A 15,513-nucleotide genomic window follows, 5' to 3' on the forward strand; every position below is an offset into this window, starting at 1 on the left:
CCCGTGATGGACGACGCGTCCGTTCCCGTGGCCGTCGTCGGGGTCGGGGCGGACGGCTGGGACGGGCTGCCCGAGGCCTCGCGGGCGGTGCTGGCCGCGGCCGAGGTCGTGATCGGGGGGCCGCGTCAACTCGCCCTGCTGCCGGCGGACGTCGTGGGCGAGCGGGTCGCGTGGCCGTCGCCGTTGCGGCCGGCCGTGCCGGGGCTGATGGCCGCGCACGCGGGACGCCGGATCGCGGTGCTGGCCAGCGGTGACCCCATGTTCCACGGGATCGGGCGCACGCTCACCGAGGTGCTGGGGGCCGGGCGGCTCCAGGTGCTGCCGCATCCCTCGTCGGTGGCGTACGCGTGCGCCCGGCTGGGCTGGGCCGTGGAGGACACCGAGGTCGTGAGCCTGGTCGGGCGCCCCCTCGCGGCGCTGTCCGCGGTCCTGCACGACGGGCGCCGCGTGCTGGCGCTCAGCGCGGGCGCGGGGACGCCCGCCGAGGTCGCGGGTCTGCTGAGGGAACGCGGCTTCGCCGCCAGCCGGATGCGGGTGCTGGAGCAGCTGGGCTCGGACCGCGAACGCGTCCTGGAGGGCACCGCCGACCGGTGGTCGCACGCCCCGGGCGATCCGCTGAACGTCGTCGCCGTGGAGTGCGCCGCCGATCCCGGTGCGCTCCGGCTGGGCGCGGTGCCCGGGCTGCCGGACGACGCGTACGAGCACGACGGTCAGTTGACGAAGCGTCATATACGGGCGGCCACCCTGGCCGCCCTCGCTCCCGCGCCCGGTGAGTTGCTGTGGGACGTCGGCGGCGGCTCGGGCTCGATCGCCGTCGAGTGGATGCGGGCCCACCGCTCCTGCCGGGCGGTCACGGTGGAGCGCGACCCCGTCCGCGCGGAGCGCATCACCCGCAACGCCGCCGCGCTCGGCGTGCCCGCGCTGCGCGTGGTGACCGGCGGCGCGCCGGAGGCGCTGGCCGGACTCCCCGCCCCCGACGCGGTGTTCGTCGGCGGCGGACTCACCGCCCCCGGCCTGCTGGAAGCCTGCTGGGCGGCGCTGCGGCCGGGCGGCCGGCTGGTCGCCAACACCGTCACGCTGGAGTCCGAGGCCCTGCTCGCGCGGTGGTACGCCCGGCACGGCGGCGACCTCGTCCGCCTCGCCGTCGCCCACGCCGTGCCGGTCGGCGGTTTCACGGGCTGGCGGCAGGCCATGCCCGTCACCCAGTGGTCCGCCGTCAAGCCCGCAGGGGAGCAGAAGCCATGACCGTCCATTTCATCGGTGCCGGACCGGGCGCCGCCGACCTCATCACCGTGCGCGGCCTGCGGGTGCTGGCCCGCAGCCAGGTGTGCCTGTACGCCGGCAGCCTCGTGCCGCCCGAACTGCTCGCCGACTGCCCGCCGGACGCCCGCCTGGTGGACACCGCGCAGCTCACCCTCGACCAGATCACCGAGGAGTTCGTCCGCGCCCACGAGCGGGGCCACGACGTCGCCCGCCTGCACTCCGGCGACCCGTCGGTCTTCAGTGCCGTCGCCGAGCAGATGCGTCGCCTGGACGCGGCAGGCATCCCCTACGACGTCGTGCCCGGCGTCCCCGCGTTCGCGGCGGCCGCCGCCGCGCTCAAGCGGGAGCTGACGGTGCCGACCGTCGGCCAGACGGTGATCCTCACGCGGATCGCCCAGCAGGCCACGCCCATGCCGGAGGGCGAGGACCTGGCGACGCTCGGCCGCGGGGGCGCGCTGATCGTGCTGCACCTGGCCGCCCGCCACATCGACCGGGTGGTCGCCGAACTCACCCCGAACTACGGCGCCGACTGCCCGGCGGCCGTCGTCGCGATGGCCTCGCGCCCCGACGAGCTGGTGCTGCGCGGGACGCTCGGCGACATCGCGGAGCGGGTGGAGGAGGCGGGCGTGGTCCGTACGGCCGTGATCATCGTCGGGCGCACCCTGGGCGCGGAGCAGTTCCGCGACAGCCATCTGTACTCGGCGGAGCGCGTCCACCGGCACGCGGCGGAGTGCGCGGCTCAGCCGCCGAGCGCGTAGTCGAACCAGATGCGGTGCGTGCCGTCGCTGTCGACGGCCAGCCCGCCACTGCCGGTGATCCCGGCCAGCGCGCCGGTGCCGCTGCCCGGCACGACGGTGAAGAACTCCGCCGTGCGGTCCTCGCCCGATGTGGTCGCCGAGTGCGCGAAGTTGAAGGTGCCCTCGCGGCCGTTCAGCGCGCCCTCGAAGGATTCCATCGCGACGTAGGTGCCGATGCCGGTGCCCTGGTCGTACGCGGCGGTGAACAGGGTCGCCGAGCGGCCGGCGACCTCGCCCTCGAAGGTCTTCTCGATGGTGGCGACGCCGACGGGCGTCCCGGTCGTGACGGCGGGCTCCGGCACGAGCGCGGCCGGCACGAAGGCTTTGACGGTGAACGTTCCCTCGGCTCTCATGGCCCGAGCGTAGGGCGTGTCGCCACGGGGGCACCGCCGGCGCGGTGCATCGCATGGCGGGGAGTCGTCCCGCGGCCGGCGTGGTCCGGCCGCCCGGACGATGCGGCAACGCAGCCCGGGGACACCTCCGCGCCGCCGCGCCCGCGTGCGGGCGCGGCGGCCCCGCGGAGCGCCGCCCGGCGATCCCGCGGCCTGGCGCGGTGGCTGCGGGAGCCTTTCGCCGGCACGATGAGTGCCCACGCCGCCGCACCCTTGCGCGGGTCGCTCGCCGCGGCCGGGCGTCACGACCCGCTGGGCGTGCCCCGTACAGTGCGCCCGTGAACGGCACACGGCAGCACGTCCTGATCCTCGGCGGCACCACGGAGGGCCGCGGCCTCGCGGAGGCGCTGGCTGGCGACCCCGCGGCCTGGCGGGTGACCAGTTCGCTCGCGGGGCGGGTGGCGGCGCCCCGGCTGCCGCCGGGCGACGTGCGGACGGGGGGGTTCGGCGGCACCGAGGGGCTGGCGCGGTGGCTGCGGGAGCACGCCGTCGACGCGCTGGTCGACGCCACGCATCCCTTCGCCGGCACGATGAGTGCCCACGCCGCCGCGGCCGCCGCGGCGGCCGGCGTTCCGCTGCTGGGGCTGCGCCGCCCCGGCTGGACGCCCGTGCCGGGCGACCGCTGGCACCCGGTGGACTCGGCGGCCGGGGCCGCGGCCCTGCTGCCCGCGCTCGGCGGGCGGGTGTTCCTGACCACGGGCCGCACGGACCTGGCGGCCTTCGCCGGGGACGCCGCCCGCTGGTTCCTGGTGCGGTCCGTCGACCCCCCGGAACCGCCGTACCCGCCGCGTACGGAAGTCGTCCTGGACCGGGGGCCGTTCACCTACGACGGGGAGCGGGCGCTGATGACCCGCCACCGCGTCGACGTCCTGGTGACCAAGGACAGCGGGGGCGCGGCGACGGCCCCGAAGCTCGCCGTCGCCCGCGACCTCGGGCTGCCCGTGGTGGTCGTGCGCCGTCCTCCCGCCCCGCCGGGCGTCCCGGCCGTCCCGGACGTGGCGGGCGCCTTGGAGTGGCTGCGCGGCGGGGATCAGGCCGGGTAGCGGCGCGGCGTCCAGACCACCGTGGTGCCGTCGCCGCGGCGCACGGCGCGGGTCTGCGAGGAGCCGACGAGCAGGATGCAGCGCATGTCCACGGTCGCCGGGTCCAGGTCCTCCAGCGTGGTGATCCGCACGGCCTGCTCCGGGCCGCCGACGTCGCGCGCGACGACCACCGGGGTGCCGGGCGCGCGGCCTTCCCGCAGCACCTTCAGCGCCTGTTCCAGTTGCTCCCGGCGGCTGCGGGACGCCGGGTTGTAGAGCGCGAGCACCAGATCGGCGGCGGTCGTGGCGCGCAGCCGCTCCTCGATGACCGTCCAGGGCTTGAGCCGGTCGGACAGCGACACCACCGCGTAGTCGTGTCCCAGGGGCGCGCCCGCGAGTGCCGCCGCGGACTGGGCGGCGGTGATGCCGGGTACGACGCGCACCGGCACGTCGAGGTAGGGCTCGGCGGAGGCGGCCTCCAGCACGGCGGTTGCCATCGCGAAGACGCCGGGGTCGCCGGAGGACACGACGGCCACCCGCCGCCCGCGCCGGGCGAGATCGAGGGCGAACTCGGCGCGTTCGGCCTCGACGCGGTTGTCGGAGGCGTGCCGGAGCTGCCCGGGGCGGACCGGGACGCGGTCCATGTACGTGGTGTAGCCGACGAGTTCGTCGGCCTCGGCGAGCGCGGAGCGCGCCTCTGCGGTCAGCCACATCGGGCCGGCCGGGCCGAGGCCGACGACCACGACCTCGCCGGACGGCGCCTGCGGGGCGGGGCGCTCGTCGATCCGGCTGGGCAGCACCGCGACGGCGAAGTACGGCACCGTCCCCGGGTCGACGTCGGCCAGCATCCCGAGGCGTTCGGCGTCCATCGTGGCGCGCTCGACGTAGTGCGCGTCCGCCAGCCGCCCCGCTGTCCCGAGCGCCCGGCGCACGGCGGGGAAGGTGCGGCCGAGCTTCATCACGGCCGCCGCGTCGGTGGCCGCGAGCCGGGCCGCGAGCTCTTCCTCAGGGAGCGTGCCGGGCAGGATGGTCAGCACCTCCTCGCCCTCCACCAGCGGCCGCCCGATGCGTGCGGCGGCGGCGCTCACGGAGGTGACGCCGGGGATCACCTCGGCCGGGTAGCGGTCGGCGAGCCGCTTGTGCATGTGCATGTACGAGCCGTAGAAGAGCGGATCGCCCTCGGCGAGCACGGCGACGGTGCGGCCCGCGTCGAGGTGCGCGGCGAGCAGTTCTGCGGACTCGGCGTAGAAGTCGTCGAGGGCGCCGCGGTAGCCGCCGGGGTGGTCGGTGGTCTCCGTCGTCACGGGGTACATCAGCCGCTCCTCGATCTGCTCGGGGCGGATGTGCGCCGCGGCGATCGAGCGGGCGATGCTGCGGCCGTGCCGGGCGCAGTGGTACGCGATGACGTCGGCGGAGCGGATGACGTCCACGGCCCGCACGGTCATCAGGGAGGGGTCGCCGGGGCCGAGGCCCACTCCGTACAGACGGCCGGTGGTCATACGATGTCGCTTTCCGTGGCGAGGGCGTTGAGGGCGGCGGCCGCGATCGCGCTGCCGCCGCGCCGGCCGCGCACGATCAGGTGCTCCAGGCCGGAGGGGTGTGCGGCGAGGGCGTCCTTGGACTCGGCGGCGCCGACGAAACCGACCGGCACACCGATGACGGCGGCCGGGCGCGGGGCGCCGGCCTCGATCATCTCCAGCAGCCGGAAGAGCGAGGTGGGGGCGTTGCCGACGGCGACGACGGCGCCCTCCAGGCGGTCCCGCCACAGCTCCATCGCGGCGGCGCTGCGGGTGGTGCCGAGCTCGGCCGCGAGCGCCGGGACGGCGGGGTCGGACAGGGTGCAGACGACCTCGTTGTCCGCGGGCAGCCGCTTGCGGGTGACGCCACTGGCGACCATCTGCACGTCGCAGAGGATCGGCGCCCCGGCGCGCAGCGCGGCGCGCGCGTCCGCGACGACGGACGGGCTGAAGGCCAGGTCGCGGACGAGGTCGGTCATGCCGCACGCGTGGATCATGCGGACGGCGACCTGTGCCATGTCCGGCGGCAGGGCGTCGAGTTCCGCCTCGGCGCGGATGATGGCAAAGGACCGGCGGTAGATCTCCGGGCCGTCCTTCTCGTACTCGGTCACGTCGTGGTCCTCGGTGGTGGTGGGGTCGTACGGCGGGCGGCGGCGACGGCGGCGGGCAGGTCCCGGGCGGTAGCGGTGGTGGCTGCGGGGGTGCCGGGCACGGTGACGCGGTAGCGGTCGCCGGCGGTGGCCGTGACGTCGACCCGGGCGCCGTCGGGCCGGCCGCAGTGCCGGTCGCAGCCCGAGAAGTGGACGGGCAGCAGGGGCAGTCCGGGGCCGTCGGCCGCCTCGCGCACCGCGGCGGCGGCGTCCGTCCGCACGTCCGCCAGCGACTTGGCGCAGCCGGGCCGTCCCGCGCACGCGGTGACCCCGTGCCACGGCGAGTCCTCGCCGGTCAGGAAGCCCGCGTCCGCCAGGCGCCGCAGCACCTCGGGCGCCTCTGCCGCCGGGACGCCGGGGACGACCACGCCGCGCCACGGTGTCACCCGTACCTGCCCGCCGGCCGCGGCGGCGGCCCGCGTCAGGACCCGCCAGGCTCCGCTGGTCGCGCGGCCCAGCCGCACCCCGGCCGACAGCGCCCATGCCGCGCCGCCGGGTTGGGGGACGGCACCGAGTCGCGGCCCGGCCGGTCCGCCGTGCGGCTCCTGCGGAGCCGGGAGGGCATTCGTTCCGGGCAGCAGGCCCGCGACGCGGGCGCCCGTGGGGTCGACGTCGGCGAGGCGCCAGGCGCGGGCGGTGTGGCCGGCGGCGAGGGTGAGGAAGGCCTCGGCGGCGAGCAGCGCCCAGCGGGGGGCGTCGGCGGCGGGGACGTGGGCGACGGGTGTGCCCGCGAGGCGGAGTTCGGCGGTGGCTCGGTCGGGCTGTGCGATCACCGTCACATCGGCGCCGAGCGCGGCGACGTCGCCGCGGCCGTCGTCGAGGGCGAAGAGGAAGCGTCCGGACAGCCCGGCGGCCGCGGGGCTCGCGCAGAGCAGGGCGTCCAGTTCCCGTACCCAGCGGGCCACGTCGGCGTGGCCGGTGCCGTCGAGCCCGCCCAGGGGGGAGGCGACGACATTGCGGGCCCGTTCGTGGGCGTACGAGGGGAGCAGTCCGGCGGCGGACAGCCGGTCCGCGAGGGCGGTGGCGGCGTCGGGGGCGCGCAGGCCGCGCAGTTGGAGATTGCCCCGGGAGGTGAGGTCGAGGTTGCCGTCGCCGAGGTCGTCGGCGGCGTCCGCCAGCGCCTGTGCCTGACGGACCGTCAGTATTCCGCCGGGTATGCGGATCCGGGCGAGCGGGCCGTCGTCGGCGGTGTGCAGCCGCAGCGCTCCCGGGCACGCGTCGTCGCGGGCCGTGCGCCCTGCCGCGGGTACGGCGAAGGCGCCGTTCACGGGGGATTCCGGGGCTGCGGGCATGGCCGCGAGCATACCTGTGGGCTCCCGGGAGGTGTACGGCCCATGCAACGTCACCAGCCCTTACTATGCCGGTGGGACGGCCGTCAGGCCGCGCCCACGCCATCGACGGCGCCAGGGGAGGAAACCGGTGCGAATCCGGTGCGGTCCCGCCACTGTCATCGCGGCCCACGGGTAATGCCGGGCCGCGGGAGCCAGGAACTCCCGCCGTCACCCACCGGCCCGGGGCGCGGACCCCGAGGAAGGCACGCCCGACGTGATCCTGCTGCTCTCGACGTCCGACACCGATCTGCTCAGCGCCCGCGCGGCGCAGGGCCCGGTCCCCTACCGCCTCGCCAACCCGGCCCGGCTCACCGCGGCGGAACTGCCCGCGCTCCTCGACGGCACCGACCTGGTCGTGGTCCGTCTGCTCGGCGGGCGCCGGGCCTGGGAGGAGGGCCTGGACGCGCTGCTCGCCGGGCCGCGCCCCGTGGTCGTGCTCACCGGTGAACAGGCCCCCGACGCCCAGCTGATGGAGCTGTCCACCGTCCCGGTCGGCATCGCCGCCGAGGCCCACGCCTACCTCGCGCACGGCGGTCCCGCCAACCTCGCCCAGCTGGCCCGCTTCCTCTCCGACACCGTGCTGCTGTCCGGCCACGGCTTCGAGCCCCCGGCCCCCGCCCCGTCCTGGGGCCGCCTGGAGCGTGCCGAAGCCGTCACCGAGGGCCCGCTGGTCGCCGTCCTCTACTACCGCGCCCACCACATGAGCGGCAACACCGCCTTCGTGGAGGCGCTGTGCGCCGCGATCGAGGGGGCCGGGGGCCGGGCGCTGCCGCTGTACGTGGCCTCGCTGCGCGCCCCCGAGCCGGAGTTGCTGGCCGCGCTGACCGGTGTGGACGCGATCGTCACCACCGTGCTGGCCGCGGGAGGCACCCGCCCCGCCGAGGCTTCCGCGGGCGGCGACGAGGAGGCCTGGGACGCGGGCGCGCTGACCTCGCTCGACGTGCCGGTGCTCCAGGCGCTGTGCCTGACCTCGTCGCGGGCGGTGTGGGAGGAGAGCGACGAGGGGCTGTCCCCGATGGACGCCGCGACGCAGGTCGCCGTGCCCGAGTTCGACGGCCGGCTGATCACCGTCCCGTTCTCCTTCAAGGAGGTCGACGAGGACGGCCTGCCGGTCTACACCCCCGACCCCGAGCGGGCCGCCCGCGTCGCCGGGATCGCCGTGCGCCACGCGCGGCTGCGGCACATACCGCCCGCGGAGCGCCGGCTCGCGCTGGTGCTGTCCGCGTACCCGACCAAACACGCCCGCATCGGCAACGCGGTGGGCCTGGACACCCCGGCCAGCGCGGTCGCGCTGCTGCGCCGACTGCGCGCGGAGGGCTACGACTTCGGGCCCGCCGAGGAGATCCCGGGCCTGTCCTCGGGCGACGGCGACGAACTGATCCGCGCCCTGATCGAGGCGGGCGGCCACGACCAGGACTGGCTGACCGAGGAGCAGCTGGCCCGGAACCCGGTGCGGGTCCCGGCCGCGGACTACCGGCGCTGGTTCGCCGAGCTGCCGCGGGAGCTGCGGGACGCGGTGACGGAGCACTGGGGGCCGCCGCCCGGCTCGATGTTCGTGGACACCAGCGCCAATCCCGAGGGCGACATCGTGCTGGCCGCGCTGCGCCGCGGCAATCTGCTGGTCGTCATCCAGCCGCCGCGCGGCTTCGGCGAGAACCCGATCGCGATCTACCACGACCCGGATCTGCCGCCCTCCCACCACTACCTCGCCGCCTACCGCTGGATCGCCACGGCGCGGGCCGACGGCGGCTTCGGCGCCGACGCGATGATCCACCTGGGCAAGCACGGCAACCTGGAGTGGCTGCCCGGCAAGAACGCGGCCCTGTCCGCCGCCTGCGGCCCCGACGCCGCCCTCGGCGACCTGCCGCTGATCTACCCGTTCCTCGTCAACGACCCGGGCGAGGGCACCCAGGCCAAGCGCCGCGCCCACGCCACGCTCGTGGACCACCTGGTGCCGCCGATGGCCCGCGCCGACTCCTACGGCGACATCGCGCGCCTGGAGCAGCTGCTGGACGAGCACGCGGCGATCGCGTCCATGGACCCGGCGAAGCTGCCCGCCGTCCGCGCCCAGATCTGGACGCTGATCCAGGCGGCCAAGCTCGACCACGACCTGGGTCTGGAGGACCGGCCGCACGACGCCGAGTTCGACGACTTCCTGCTCCATGTCGACGGCTGGCTCTGCGAGATCAAGGACGCCCAGATCCGCGACGGCCTGCATGTGCTCGGCCAGGCGCCCGCCGGCGCCGAGCGGGTCAACCTGGTGCTGGCGATCCTGCGCGCCCGGCAGATCTGGGGCGGCACCGCCGCCCTGCCGGGGCTGCGCGAGGCCCTGGGCCTGGACGAGTCGAAGGCCACGCGCCTGTCGGCCGACGCCGCCGAGGAGCAGGCCCGCGCGCTGGTGCAGGCGATGGAGGACGCCGGCTGGGTGCCGGAGGCCGTCGCCGGGGTCGCCGAGGGACTGCCCGGCGACGTCGCCCGGGTGCTGGACTTCGCGGCCCGGCAGGTCGTGCCGCGGCTGGCCCGGACGACGGACGAGATCGACGCCGTGGTGCACGCGCTGGACGGCGGCTTCGTGCCGGCCGGACCCTCGGGATCCCCGCTGCGCGGTCTGGTCAACGTCCTGCCGACCGGTCGCAACTTCTACTCCGTCGACCCCAAGGCCGTGCCCAGTCGGCTCGCCTGGGAGACCGGGCAGGCGCTGGCGGACTCGCTGCTCACCCGTTACCGCGAGGACAACGACGGCACCTGGCCGCAGTCGGTGGGGCTGTCGCTGTGGGGGACCAGCGCGATGCGCACCTCCGGCGACGACGTTGCCGAGGCGCTGGCGCTGCTGGGCGTGCGCCCGGTGTGGGACGACGCGTCCCGCCGCGTCACCGGCGTGGAGGCGGTGCCCGCCGCGGAGCTGGGCCGTCCGCGGGTCGATGTCACGCTGCGCATCAGCGGCTTCTTCCGCGACGCCTTCCCGCACGTGGTGGGCCTGCTGGACGACGCCGTGCGGCTGGTCGCGGGCCTGGACGAGCCGGACGGGGCCAACTTCGTGCGCGCCCACACCCGCGCGGACCTCGCCGCGCACGGCGACGAACGCCGCGCCACCACGCGGATCTTCGGCTCCCGTCCCGGCACCTACGGCGCGGGCCTGCTCCAGCTCATCGACAGCCGCGACTGGCGCAGCGACGCCGACCTCGCCGAGGTGTACACCGTCTGGGGCGGCTACGCGTACGGCCGCGGCCTCGACGGGCGCCCGGCGCGCGAGGAGATGGAGACGGCCTACCGGCGGATCGCGGTGGCGGCGAAGAACACCGACACCCGCGAGCACGACATCGCCGACTCCGACGACTACTACCAGTACCACGGCGGCATGGTCGCCACTGTCCGCGCGCTGACCGGCCGTTCGCCGGAGGCCTACATCGGTGACTCCACCCGCCCCGAGACCGTCCGCACCCGCTCCCTGGTGGAGGAGACCTCCCGGGTGTTCCGCGCCCGCGTGGTCAACCCCCGCTGGATCGAGGCGATGCGGCGGCACGGCTACAAGGGCGCGTTCGAACTGGCCGCGACCGTCGACTACCTCTTCGGCTACGACGCGACCACCGGTGTCGTCGCCGACTGGATGTACGACAAGCTGGCCCGCACCTATGTCATGGATCCGGAGAACCGCGCCTTCCTCCAGGAGGCCAACCCGTGGGCCCTGCACGGCATGGCGGAGCGGCTGCTGGAGGCCGAGTCCCGGGGGATGTGGGCGGAGCCCGACCCGGAGGTCGTGGCGGCCCTGCGGGAGGCGTTCCTGGAGACCGAGGGCGACCTGGAGGGCGGCGAGTAGGGGGGCGCACGCCGGCTTGTGGCGCGGTGGTCGACTGGGCGTAACGCCCCCGTCGGACGGCGCTGCCATCCTGACGGTATGGACGCCACCGCGCTCGCACGTACGTTGCTGGAACCCGTACCGGCCAACAGGACCGCGGGGATCGAGGTGGTCCGCGCCGAGGACGGTGCCGCGGAAGTGGCACTGGAGACGCCGGACGCGCTGCGGAACGTCATCGGGAGCCTGCACGCCAGCGGGCTTGTCACGCTGATCGACGCCGCAGGGCTCGCCGCGCTCGTCGCGGCCTGCGAGGAGCCCGCCCAGTTCGAGGGCGTCGTGCCGCTGGGCGCGGCGGCCACGATGGAGTTCCTGGCGCCGGCCCGGGGGCGGCTGGTGGCGTCGTGCGTGCTCGGGGCGGACGAACGCGCCGCGCTGCGGCCCCTGCTGGCGGGGGAGAGCGATCGCACGCGGATCGCCACGGTCGCCGAGGTCAGGGACGCGGCGGGCGAGGTGGTGTGCCGGGGCGGTTTCGACTGGAGCGTGCGCCGGCTGCCCGGTGCCCGGTAGCGCGGGTTCCGCGCGCACCGGGGAAACGCCCGGCGAACATCCGACGGCGGGACAGGACATGGGCCGCCCGGGCCCGTTCCCGCTCGTACGGTGACCGGACCTGATCGGACCTGACCGGGCACTACGAGCACCACGGACACGGCTGCTGCACGGGGGATGCGAGAACGCGCATGGACGACTGGCTGAGTGCCGACAACATCGTGGCGGTGCTGACCGCCATCGTCGGTCTGGTGGTTTCCGTCGGGGTGGTCTGGTACGAGCGCCGGGTACTGCGCCGCAAGCGCATCGGCTACCGCGTCCAGATGGACACGCCGATCGGCAGCGACGACCCGGACGGCGAGACCGGCACGACCAATGTGCGGCTCGGTCTCTTCAACGACCTGCCGGACATGGTGGACGCCACCCTCGTCCTGCTGCGCATCGAGAACGACGGCGGCGAGAGCATCGCCGACAGCGACTACACCAACCGCGACCCGCACCGGGCCCTGAACGTGGTCTTCGCCGGCCGCCTGGTCCGGGGCGTGGCCGTCACCCAGGCCGACACCGGCTCGCTGATGGACCACTTCGCCCCGGTCGGCGGCGAGGGCGGGGTCCGCCACGAGGGCAATGTCATCCACCTGCCCCGCGTGCCGCTCAACCGGGGCCAGCACTACAAGCTGCTGGTGCTGCTCACCGGCGGCCACGTCGGGGGCGGCGTCCGGATCACGGGCGGCATCCGCGACGGCGTGGTCGTCCCCAACAAGGCGATGCCCGTCGACGCGGCGCCCCCGCTGTTCAGCCGGGCGACCCGGTGGATCACGATCCTGCTGACCGTCTGCGTCACGGTGCTCGCCACCATCATCGTCGTCCGCGAGGACGCGCCCCCGCCCCTCGACTGCGCCACCGGCCGGCTGACCGTCACCGGGTCCACGGCCTTCGCGCCGGTCATGAAGGAGATCGCCCGCCACTACGCCGCGGACTGCTCCGGTTCCGAGATCAAGGTCGAGGCGGACTCCAGCGACCGGGGCGTCCGCGACCTGGCGAAGGCCGGCGAGGCGGGCCACGGCTCCGCGGTGGTGGCGATGTCCGACGGCCCGCGGCCCGAGTCGGGCCCGTCGAAGCTCCGGGAGAACCGGATCGCGGTGTCGGCCTTCGCGCTCGTCGTGAACGAGGCCATACCGGTCCGCGATCTGACGGTCGATCAGATCCGTGACATCTTCCGCGGCTCCGTCGTCAACTGGAAGGACGTCGGGGGCCCGGACCGCCCGATCTCGCTGGTCAGCCGCAACTCCGAGTCCGGCACCCGCGACATCTTCCGCAGACGGGTCCTCGGCGGCGCGAGCGAGCCCGGGTTCACCTCGCGGGACTGCGTGACCAAGAACTTCGGCGCCGACCCGGTGATCCGCTGCGAACTCGACAGCACCGAGGACGTCCTGTCCGAGGTCGGCCAGGTCCCCGGCGCCATCGGCTACGCCGAACTGGGCGCCGCCAAGGCCTCCCCGCACGTGCACATCCTGGCGATCAACGGCCGGGCCCCCTCGACCGGCGCCGACGGCGACACCCGCTACCCCTTCAACGAGATCGAGTACGCCTACACCTACGGCACCCCCGACGCCGACTCCCTCACCGCCAGCTTCCTCCACTACCTGCGCCTCGGGCCGGGCCAGGCCATCGTCGCCTCCCACGGGCACCTGCCCTGCGACACCCCCGCGGGCTTCCTGCGCTGCGCCCGCTGACCGCCCTTTGCCTGCCCATGACAAGAAGTGCGGACCGGCGTCACACGGTTGTCGCCCGGCGTACGCGTGGAGCCCTTTTCCTCAAGGGGCATGGACCACATCACGTTTCTCGTGGCGGTCGTGATCGTGACCGCGCTGGCCTTCGACTTCACCAACGGCTTCCACGACACCGCGAATGCGATGGCGACGTCCATCGCCACGGGAGCCCTGCGACCGCGCACCGCGGTCCTCATCAGCGGCGTGCTGAACATCGTCGGCGCCTTCCTGTCGACGGAGGTCGCGAAGACGATCTCCGGCGGGATCGTCGACGACACCCTGGTCACCCCCGGCATGATCTTCGCGGGGCTGGTCGGCGCGGTGCTGTGGAACCTCATGACCTGGCTGCTGGGACTGCCGTCGAGCAGCTCGCACGCCCTGTTCGGCGGCCTGATCGGCGCCGTGTGGGTGGGCGCCGGCAGCAAGGGCGTGCACTTCGACAAGGTGGTCGAGAAGGTACTGATCCCCGCGGTGGCGTCCCCCCTGGTGGCGGGGATCGCGGCACTGCTCGCGACGTACCTGGCGTACCGGATCACCGCGCGGGCACGGCAGCAGTCGGTGACCCGCGGCTTCCGGCTCGGGCAGATCGCGTCGGCGTCGCTGGTGTCGCTGGCGCACGGTACGAACGACGCCCAGAAGACGATGGGCGTGATCACCCTCACGCTGATCTCCGCCGGTGCCCTCGGGCACGACGCGGGGCCGCCGGTGTGGGTGATCGCGGCGGCGGGCCTGGCCATCGGGCTCGGCACGTACCTGGGCGGCTGGCGGATCATCCGCACCATGGGCAAGGGCCTCACCGACATCCAGTCGCCGCAGGGCTTCGCGGCGGAGGCGGCCTCCACCACCGTCATCCTGACCTCCGCGCACCTGGGCTTCGCGCTGTCCACGACGCAGGTGTGCTCGGGCGGCATCCTGGGCGCGGGGCTGGGCCGCCGGCTGGCCGAGGTCCGCTGGGGGACCGCGGGCCGCATGGTGATCGCCTGGCTGGTGACGCTTCCCGCGGCCGCGCTGGTCGGCGGGATCTCGGCGAGCGTCGTACAGCACGGCGGTACCGCGGGCACCGTGGTGATCGCCGTGGTGGCGGTCGCCGTGGCGGCGTTCATCGTCGTGCTCTCGCGCCGCAACCCGGTGCACGCCCACAATGTGAACGACACGCATACCGTGGCGCTGCGCCCCTCCGCGACCTCCGCCCCGTCGGCCGCCTGAGCGCGTCCGACCGCGTCAGACAAGGAGAAATGCGATGCACCTGGACTGGAGTGCCCTCGGCGAAGTGGCCGCCGTCAGCACTGGCGTTACGGTGGGTGTGGTTGTCGTCTTCGCACTCGGTGTCCTCGGCCTCTCCCGGGCCGAGGCCTCCCGCGACGGCGCGACCCTGTCGTACGCGACCGCGGGCCTGTGCTTCCTGGCCTGTGCCGCGGTGGTGGCGTACGGCATCTATCTGATCGTTCCCCAGTTCCACTCCTGAGAGGCGAGGCGACATGACGACGCTCCCGCACCCCGCCGATCCGGACCTGCTGGCCGGTATGCAGGTCGACTACACCGACCAGGACGAGCCCGTGCTCATCCGTCCCGACGGCACCCCCGTCGAGACCTGGCGCGAGAACTACCCGTACGACCAGCGCATGGAGCGCAAGGAGTACGAGTGGCACAAGCGGCTCCAGCAGATCGAGTTGCTGAAACTGCAGAGCTGGATCAAGGAGACCGGGCGCCGGCTGGTGATCGTCTTCGAGGGACGTGACGCGGCCGGCAAGGGCGGCACCATCAAGCGGTTCACCGAGCACCTGAACCCGCGTGGCGCCCGGGTCGTCGCCCTGGTCAAGCCGACCGAGCGCGAGCGCGGCCAGTGGTACTTCCAGCGGTACGTCGACCACCTGCCGACGGCCGGCGAGATCGTCATGTTCGACCGCTCCTGGTACAACCGGGCCGGTGTCGAGCGGGTCATGGGCTTCTGCACGGACGACGAGTACCAGCGCTTCATGCGCCAGGCGCCCGCCTTCGAGCGGATGCTCGTGGACGACGGCATCGACCTGGTGAAGTTCTGGTTCTCGGTGTCCCGCGAGGAGCAGCGCACCCGCTTCACCATCCGCCAGGTCGACCCGGTGCGGCAGTGGAAGCTCAGCCCCATGGACCTGGCGTCCCTGGACCGCTGGGACGACTACACCGAGGCCAAGGTCGCGATGTTCCGCGAGACGGACACCGAGCAGGCGCCCTGGACGGTCGTGAAGAGCAACGACAAGAAGCGCGCCCGCGTCGAGGCCATGCGCAGCGTGCTCGCCCGCTTCGACTACCCGGACAAGGACGAGGAGGTCGTCGGCGTCCCCGATCCGCGGATCGTCGGTGCCGCCGCCAACCTGCTGGAGGCGGGCGAGGCCTGACCTCCCGCCCGCACCGAACACGGCCGAGGCCGCCCCGGGAATCCGGGGCGGC

The 15,513-nt window shown here is 74.7% G+C and carries 13 protein-coding genes and 1 riboswitch; of the genes, 9 read left to right on the plus strand and 4 right to left on the minus strand.

Features of this window, described 5'->3' with window-relative positions:
- Window positions 1-6 precede the first annotated feature (6 nt).
- Both cbiE and cobM read left to right on the plus strand, forming a co-directional pair.
- Window positions 7-1,245, plus strand: a complete 1,239-nt coding sequence (gene cbiE, locus ABZ883_RS10800; protein ID WP_360904903.1) for a precorrin-6y C5,15-methyltransferase (decarboxylating) subunit CbiE — start codon at window positions 7-9, stop codon at window positions 1,243-1,245.
- The gene (gene cobM / locus ABZ883_RS10805; RefSeq protein WP_360904906.1) at window positions 1,242-2,021 is read left to right on the plus strand and encodes a precorrin-4 C(11)-methyltransferase; all 780 of its coding nucleotides are present in this window, start codon (window positions 1,242-1,244) and stop codon (window positions 2,019-2,021) included. Before cbiE ends, cobM begins: the two co-directional genes overlap by 4 nt.
- On the opposite strand, the gene ABZ883_RS10810 is transcribed toward cobM, so the two are convergent.
- Window positions 2,003-2,413, minus strand: coding sequence for a DUF3224 domain-containing protein (locus ABZ883_RS10810; RefSeq protein WP_360904909.1), 411 nt, complete (start codon window positions 2,411-2,413; stop codon window positions 2,003-2,005). The genes cobM and ABZ883_RS10810 overlap by 19 nt on opposite strands.
- A 317-nt stretch (window positions 2,414-2,730) precedes the next feature.
- On the opposite strand from ABZ883_RS10810, the gene ABZ883_RS10815 reads away from it, so the two are divergent.
- Window positions 2,731-3,495, plus strand: a complete 765-nt coding sequence (locus tag ABZ883_RS10815) for a cobalt-precorrin-6A reductase (protein ID WP_360904912.1) — start codon at window positions 2,731-2,733, stop codon at window positions 3,493-3,495.
- Here the strand turns inward: ABZ883_RS10815 and ABZ883_RS10820 are convergent.
- The 3 genes from ABZ883_RS10820 to cobG are packed head-to-tail and all read right to left on the minus strand — an operon-like array spanning window position 3,483 to window position 6,933.
- On the minus strand, window positions 3,483-4,973 hold the full coding sequence (locus ABZ883_RS10820) for a precorrin-2 C(20)-methyltransferase (RefSeq protein WP_360904915.1): 1,491 nt from the start codon (window positions 4,971-4,973) through the stop codon (window positions 3,483-3,485). The two genes, ABZ883_RS10815 and ABZ883_RS10820, sit on opposite strands and share 13 nt — an antisense overlap.
- Window positions 4,970-5,602 carry a precorrin-8X methylmutase gene (locus ABZ883_RS10825; RefSeq protein WP_360904918.1) on the minus strand — a complete coding sequence of 211 codons (633 nt, stop codon included), beginning with the start codon at window positions 5,600-5,602 and terminating at the stop codon, window positions 4,970-4,972. Before ABZ883_RS10825 ends, ABZ883_RS10820 begins: the two co-directional genes overlap by 4 nt.
- Window positions 5,599-6,933 carry a precorrin-3B synthase gene (gene cobG, locus ABZ883_RS10830; protein WP_360904921.1) on the minus strand — a complete coding sequence of 445 codons (1,335 nt, stop codon included), beginning with the start codon at window positions 6,931-6,933 and terminating at the stop codon, window positions 5,599-5,601. The genes ABZ883_RS10825 and cobG overlap by 4 nt, the downstream gene beginning before the upstream one ends.
- 117 nt (window positions 6,934-7,050) lie before the next feature.
- Window positions 7,051-7,134, plus strand: a riboswitch (cobalamin riboswitch).
- Between the two features lie 52 nt (window positions 7,135-7,186).
- Here cobG and cobN point away from each other — a divergent pair.
- The 6 genes from cobN (at window position 7,187) to ppk2 (ending at window position 15,461) form a co-directional block, all read left to right on the plus strand.
- Window positions 7,187-10,789, plus strand: coding sequence for a cobaltochelatase subunit CobN (gene cobN, locus ABZ883_RS10835; protein WP_360904924.1), 3,603 nt, complete (start codon window positions 7,187-7,189; stop codon window positions 10,787-10,789).
- A 78-nt stretch (window positions 10,790-10,867) separates the two neighbouring features.
- On the plus strand, window positions 10,868-11,335 hold the full coding sequence (locus ABZ883_RS10840) for a DUF4442 domain-containing protein (protein ID WP_360904927.1): 468 nt from the start codon (window positions 10,868-10,870) through the stop codon (window positions 11,333-11,335).
- A gap of 170 nt (window positions 11,336-11,505) precedes the next feature.
- Window positions 11,506-13,050, plus strand: a complete 1,545-nt coding sequence (locus tag ABZ883_RS10845) for a substrate-binding domain-containing protein (RefSeq protein ID WP_360904930.1) — start codon at window positions 11,506-11,508, stop codon at window positions 13,048-13,050.
- Window positions 13,051-13,140: 90 nt separating this feature from the next.
- Window positions 13,141-14,292, plus strand: coding sequence for an inorganic phosphate transporter (locus ABZ883_RS10850; RefSeq protein WP_360904933.1), 1,152 nt, complete (start codon window positions 13,141-13,143; stop codon window positions 14,290-14,292).
- A gap of 34 nt (window positions 14,293-14,326) precedes the next feature.
- Window positions 14,327-14,551 (plus strand): hypothetical protein, encoded by a 225-nt coding sequence (locus tag ABZ883_RS10855; protein ID WP_360904936.1) that lies wholly within the window; start codon window positions 14,327-14,329, stop codon window positions 14,549-14,551.
- A gap of 13 nt (window positions 14,552-14,564) precedes the next feature.
- Complete coding sequence (gene ppk2, locus ABZ883_RS10860; RefSeq protein WP_360904939.1) at window positions 14,565-15,461, plus strand: polyphosphate kinase 2; 897 nt, start codon at window positions 14,565-14,567, stop codon at window positions 15,459-15,461.
- Window positions 15,462-15,513: the final 52 nt, after the last annotated feature.

This window comes from Streptomyces sp. NPDC046977, from assembly GCF_040644455.1.
Taxonomy (GTDB): domain Bacteria; phylum Actinomycetota; class Actinomycetes; order Streptomycetales; family Streptomycetaceae; genus Actinacidiphila.

What these genes read in the sequence shown, in the direction of transcription:
- ABZ883_RS10810 (WP_360904909.1), bottom strand. Translation starts at nt 2,413, where the DNA reads ATGAGAGCCGAGGGAACGTTCACCGTCAAAGCCTTCGTGCCGGCCGCG.
- ppk2 (WP_360904939.1), top strand. Translation starts at nt 14,565, where the DNA reads ATGACGACGCTCCCGCACCCCGCCGATCCGGACCTGCTGGCCGGTATG.
- cobM (WP_360904906.1), top strand. Translation starts at nt 1,242, where the DNA reads ATGACCGTCCATTTCATCGGTGCCGGACCGGGCGCCGCCGACCTCATC.
- ABZ883_RS10840 (WP_360904927.1), top strand. Translation starts at nt 10,868, where the DNA reads ATGGACGCCACCGCGCTCGCACGTACGTTGCTGGAACCCGTACCGGCC.
- ABZ883_RS10855 (WP_360904936.1), top strand. Translation starts at nt 14,327, where the DNA reads ATGCACCTGGACTGGAGTGCCCTCGGCGAAGTGGCCGCCGTCAGCACT.
- ABZ883_RS10820 (WP_360904915.1), bottom strand. Translation starts at nt 4,973, where the DNA reads ATGACCACCGGCCGTCTGTACGGAGTGGGCCTCGGCCCCGGCGACCCC.
- ABZ883_RS10845 (WP_360904930.1), top strand. Translation starts at nt 11,506, where the DNA reads ATGGACGACTGGCTGAGTGCCGACAACATCGTGGCGGTGCTGACCGCC.
- cbiE (WP_360904903.1), top strand. Translation starts at nt 7, where the DNA reads ATGGACGACGCGTCCGTTCCCGTGGCCGTCGTCGGGGTCGGGGCGGAC.
- cobG (WP_360904921.1), bottom strand. Translation starts at nt 6,933, where the DNA reads ATGCCCGCAGCCCCGGAATCCCCCGTGAACGGCGCCTTCGCCGTACCC.
- ABZ883_RS10850 (WP_360904933.1), top strand. Translation starts at nt 13,141, where the DNA reads ATGGACCACATCACGTTTCTCGTGGCGGTCGTGATCGTGACCGCGCTG.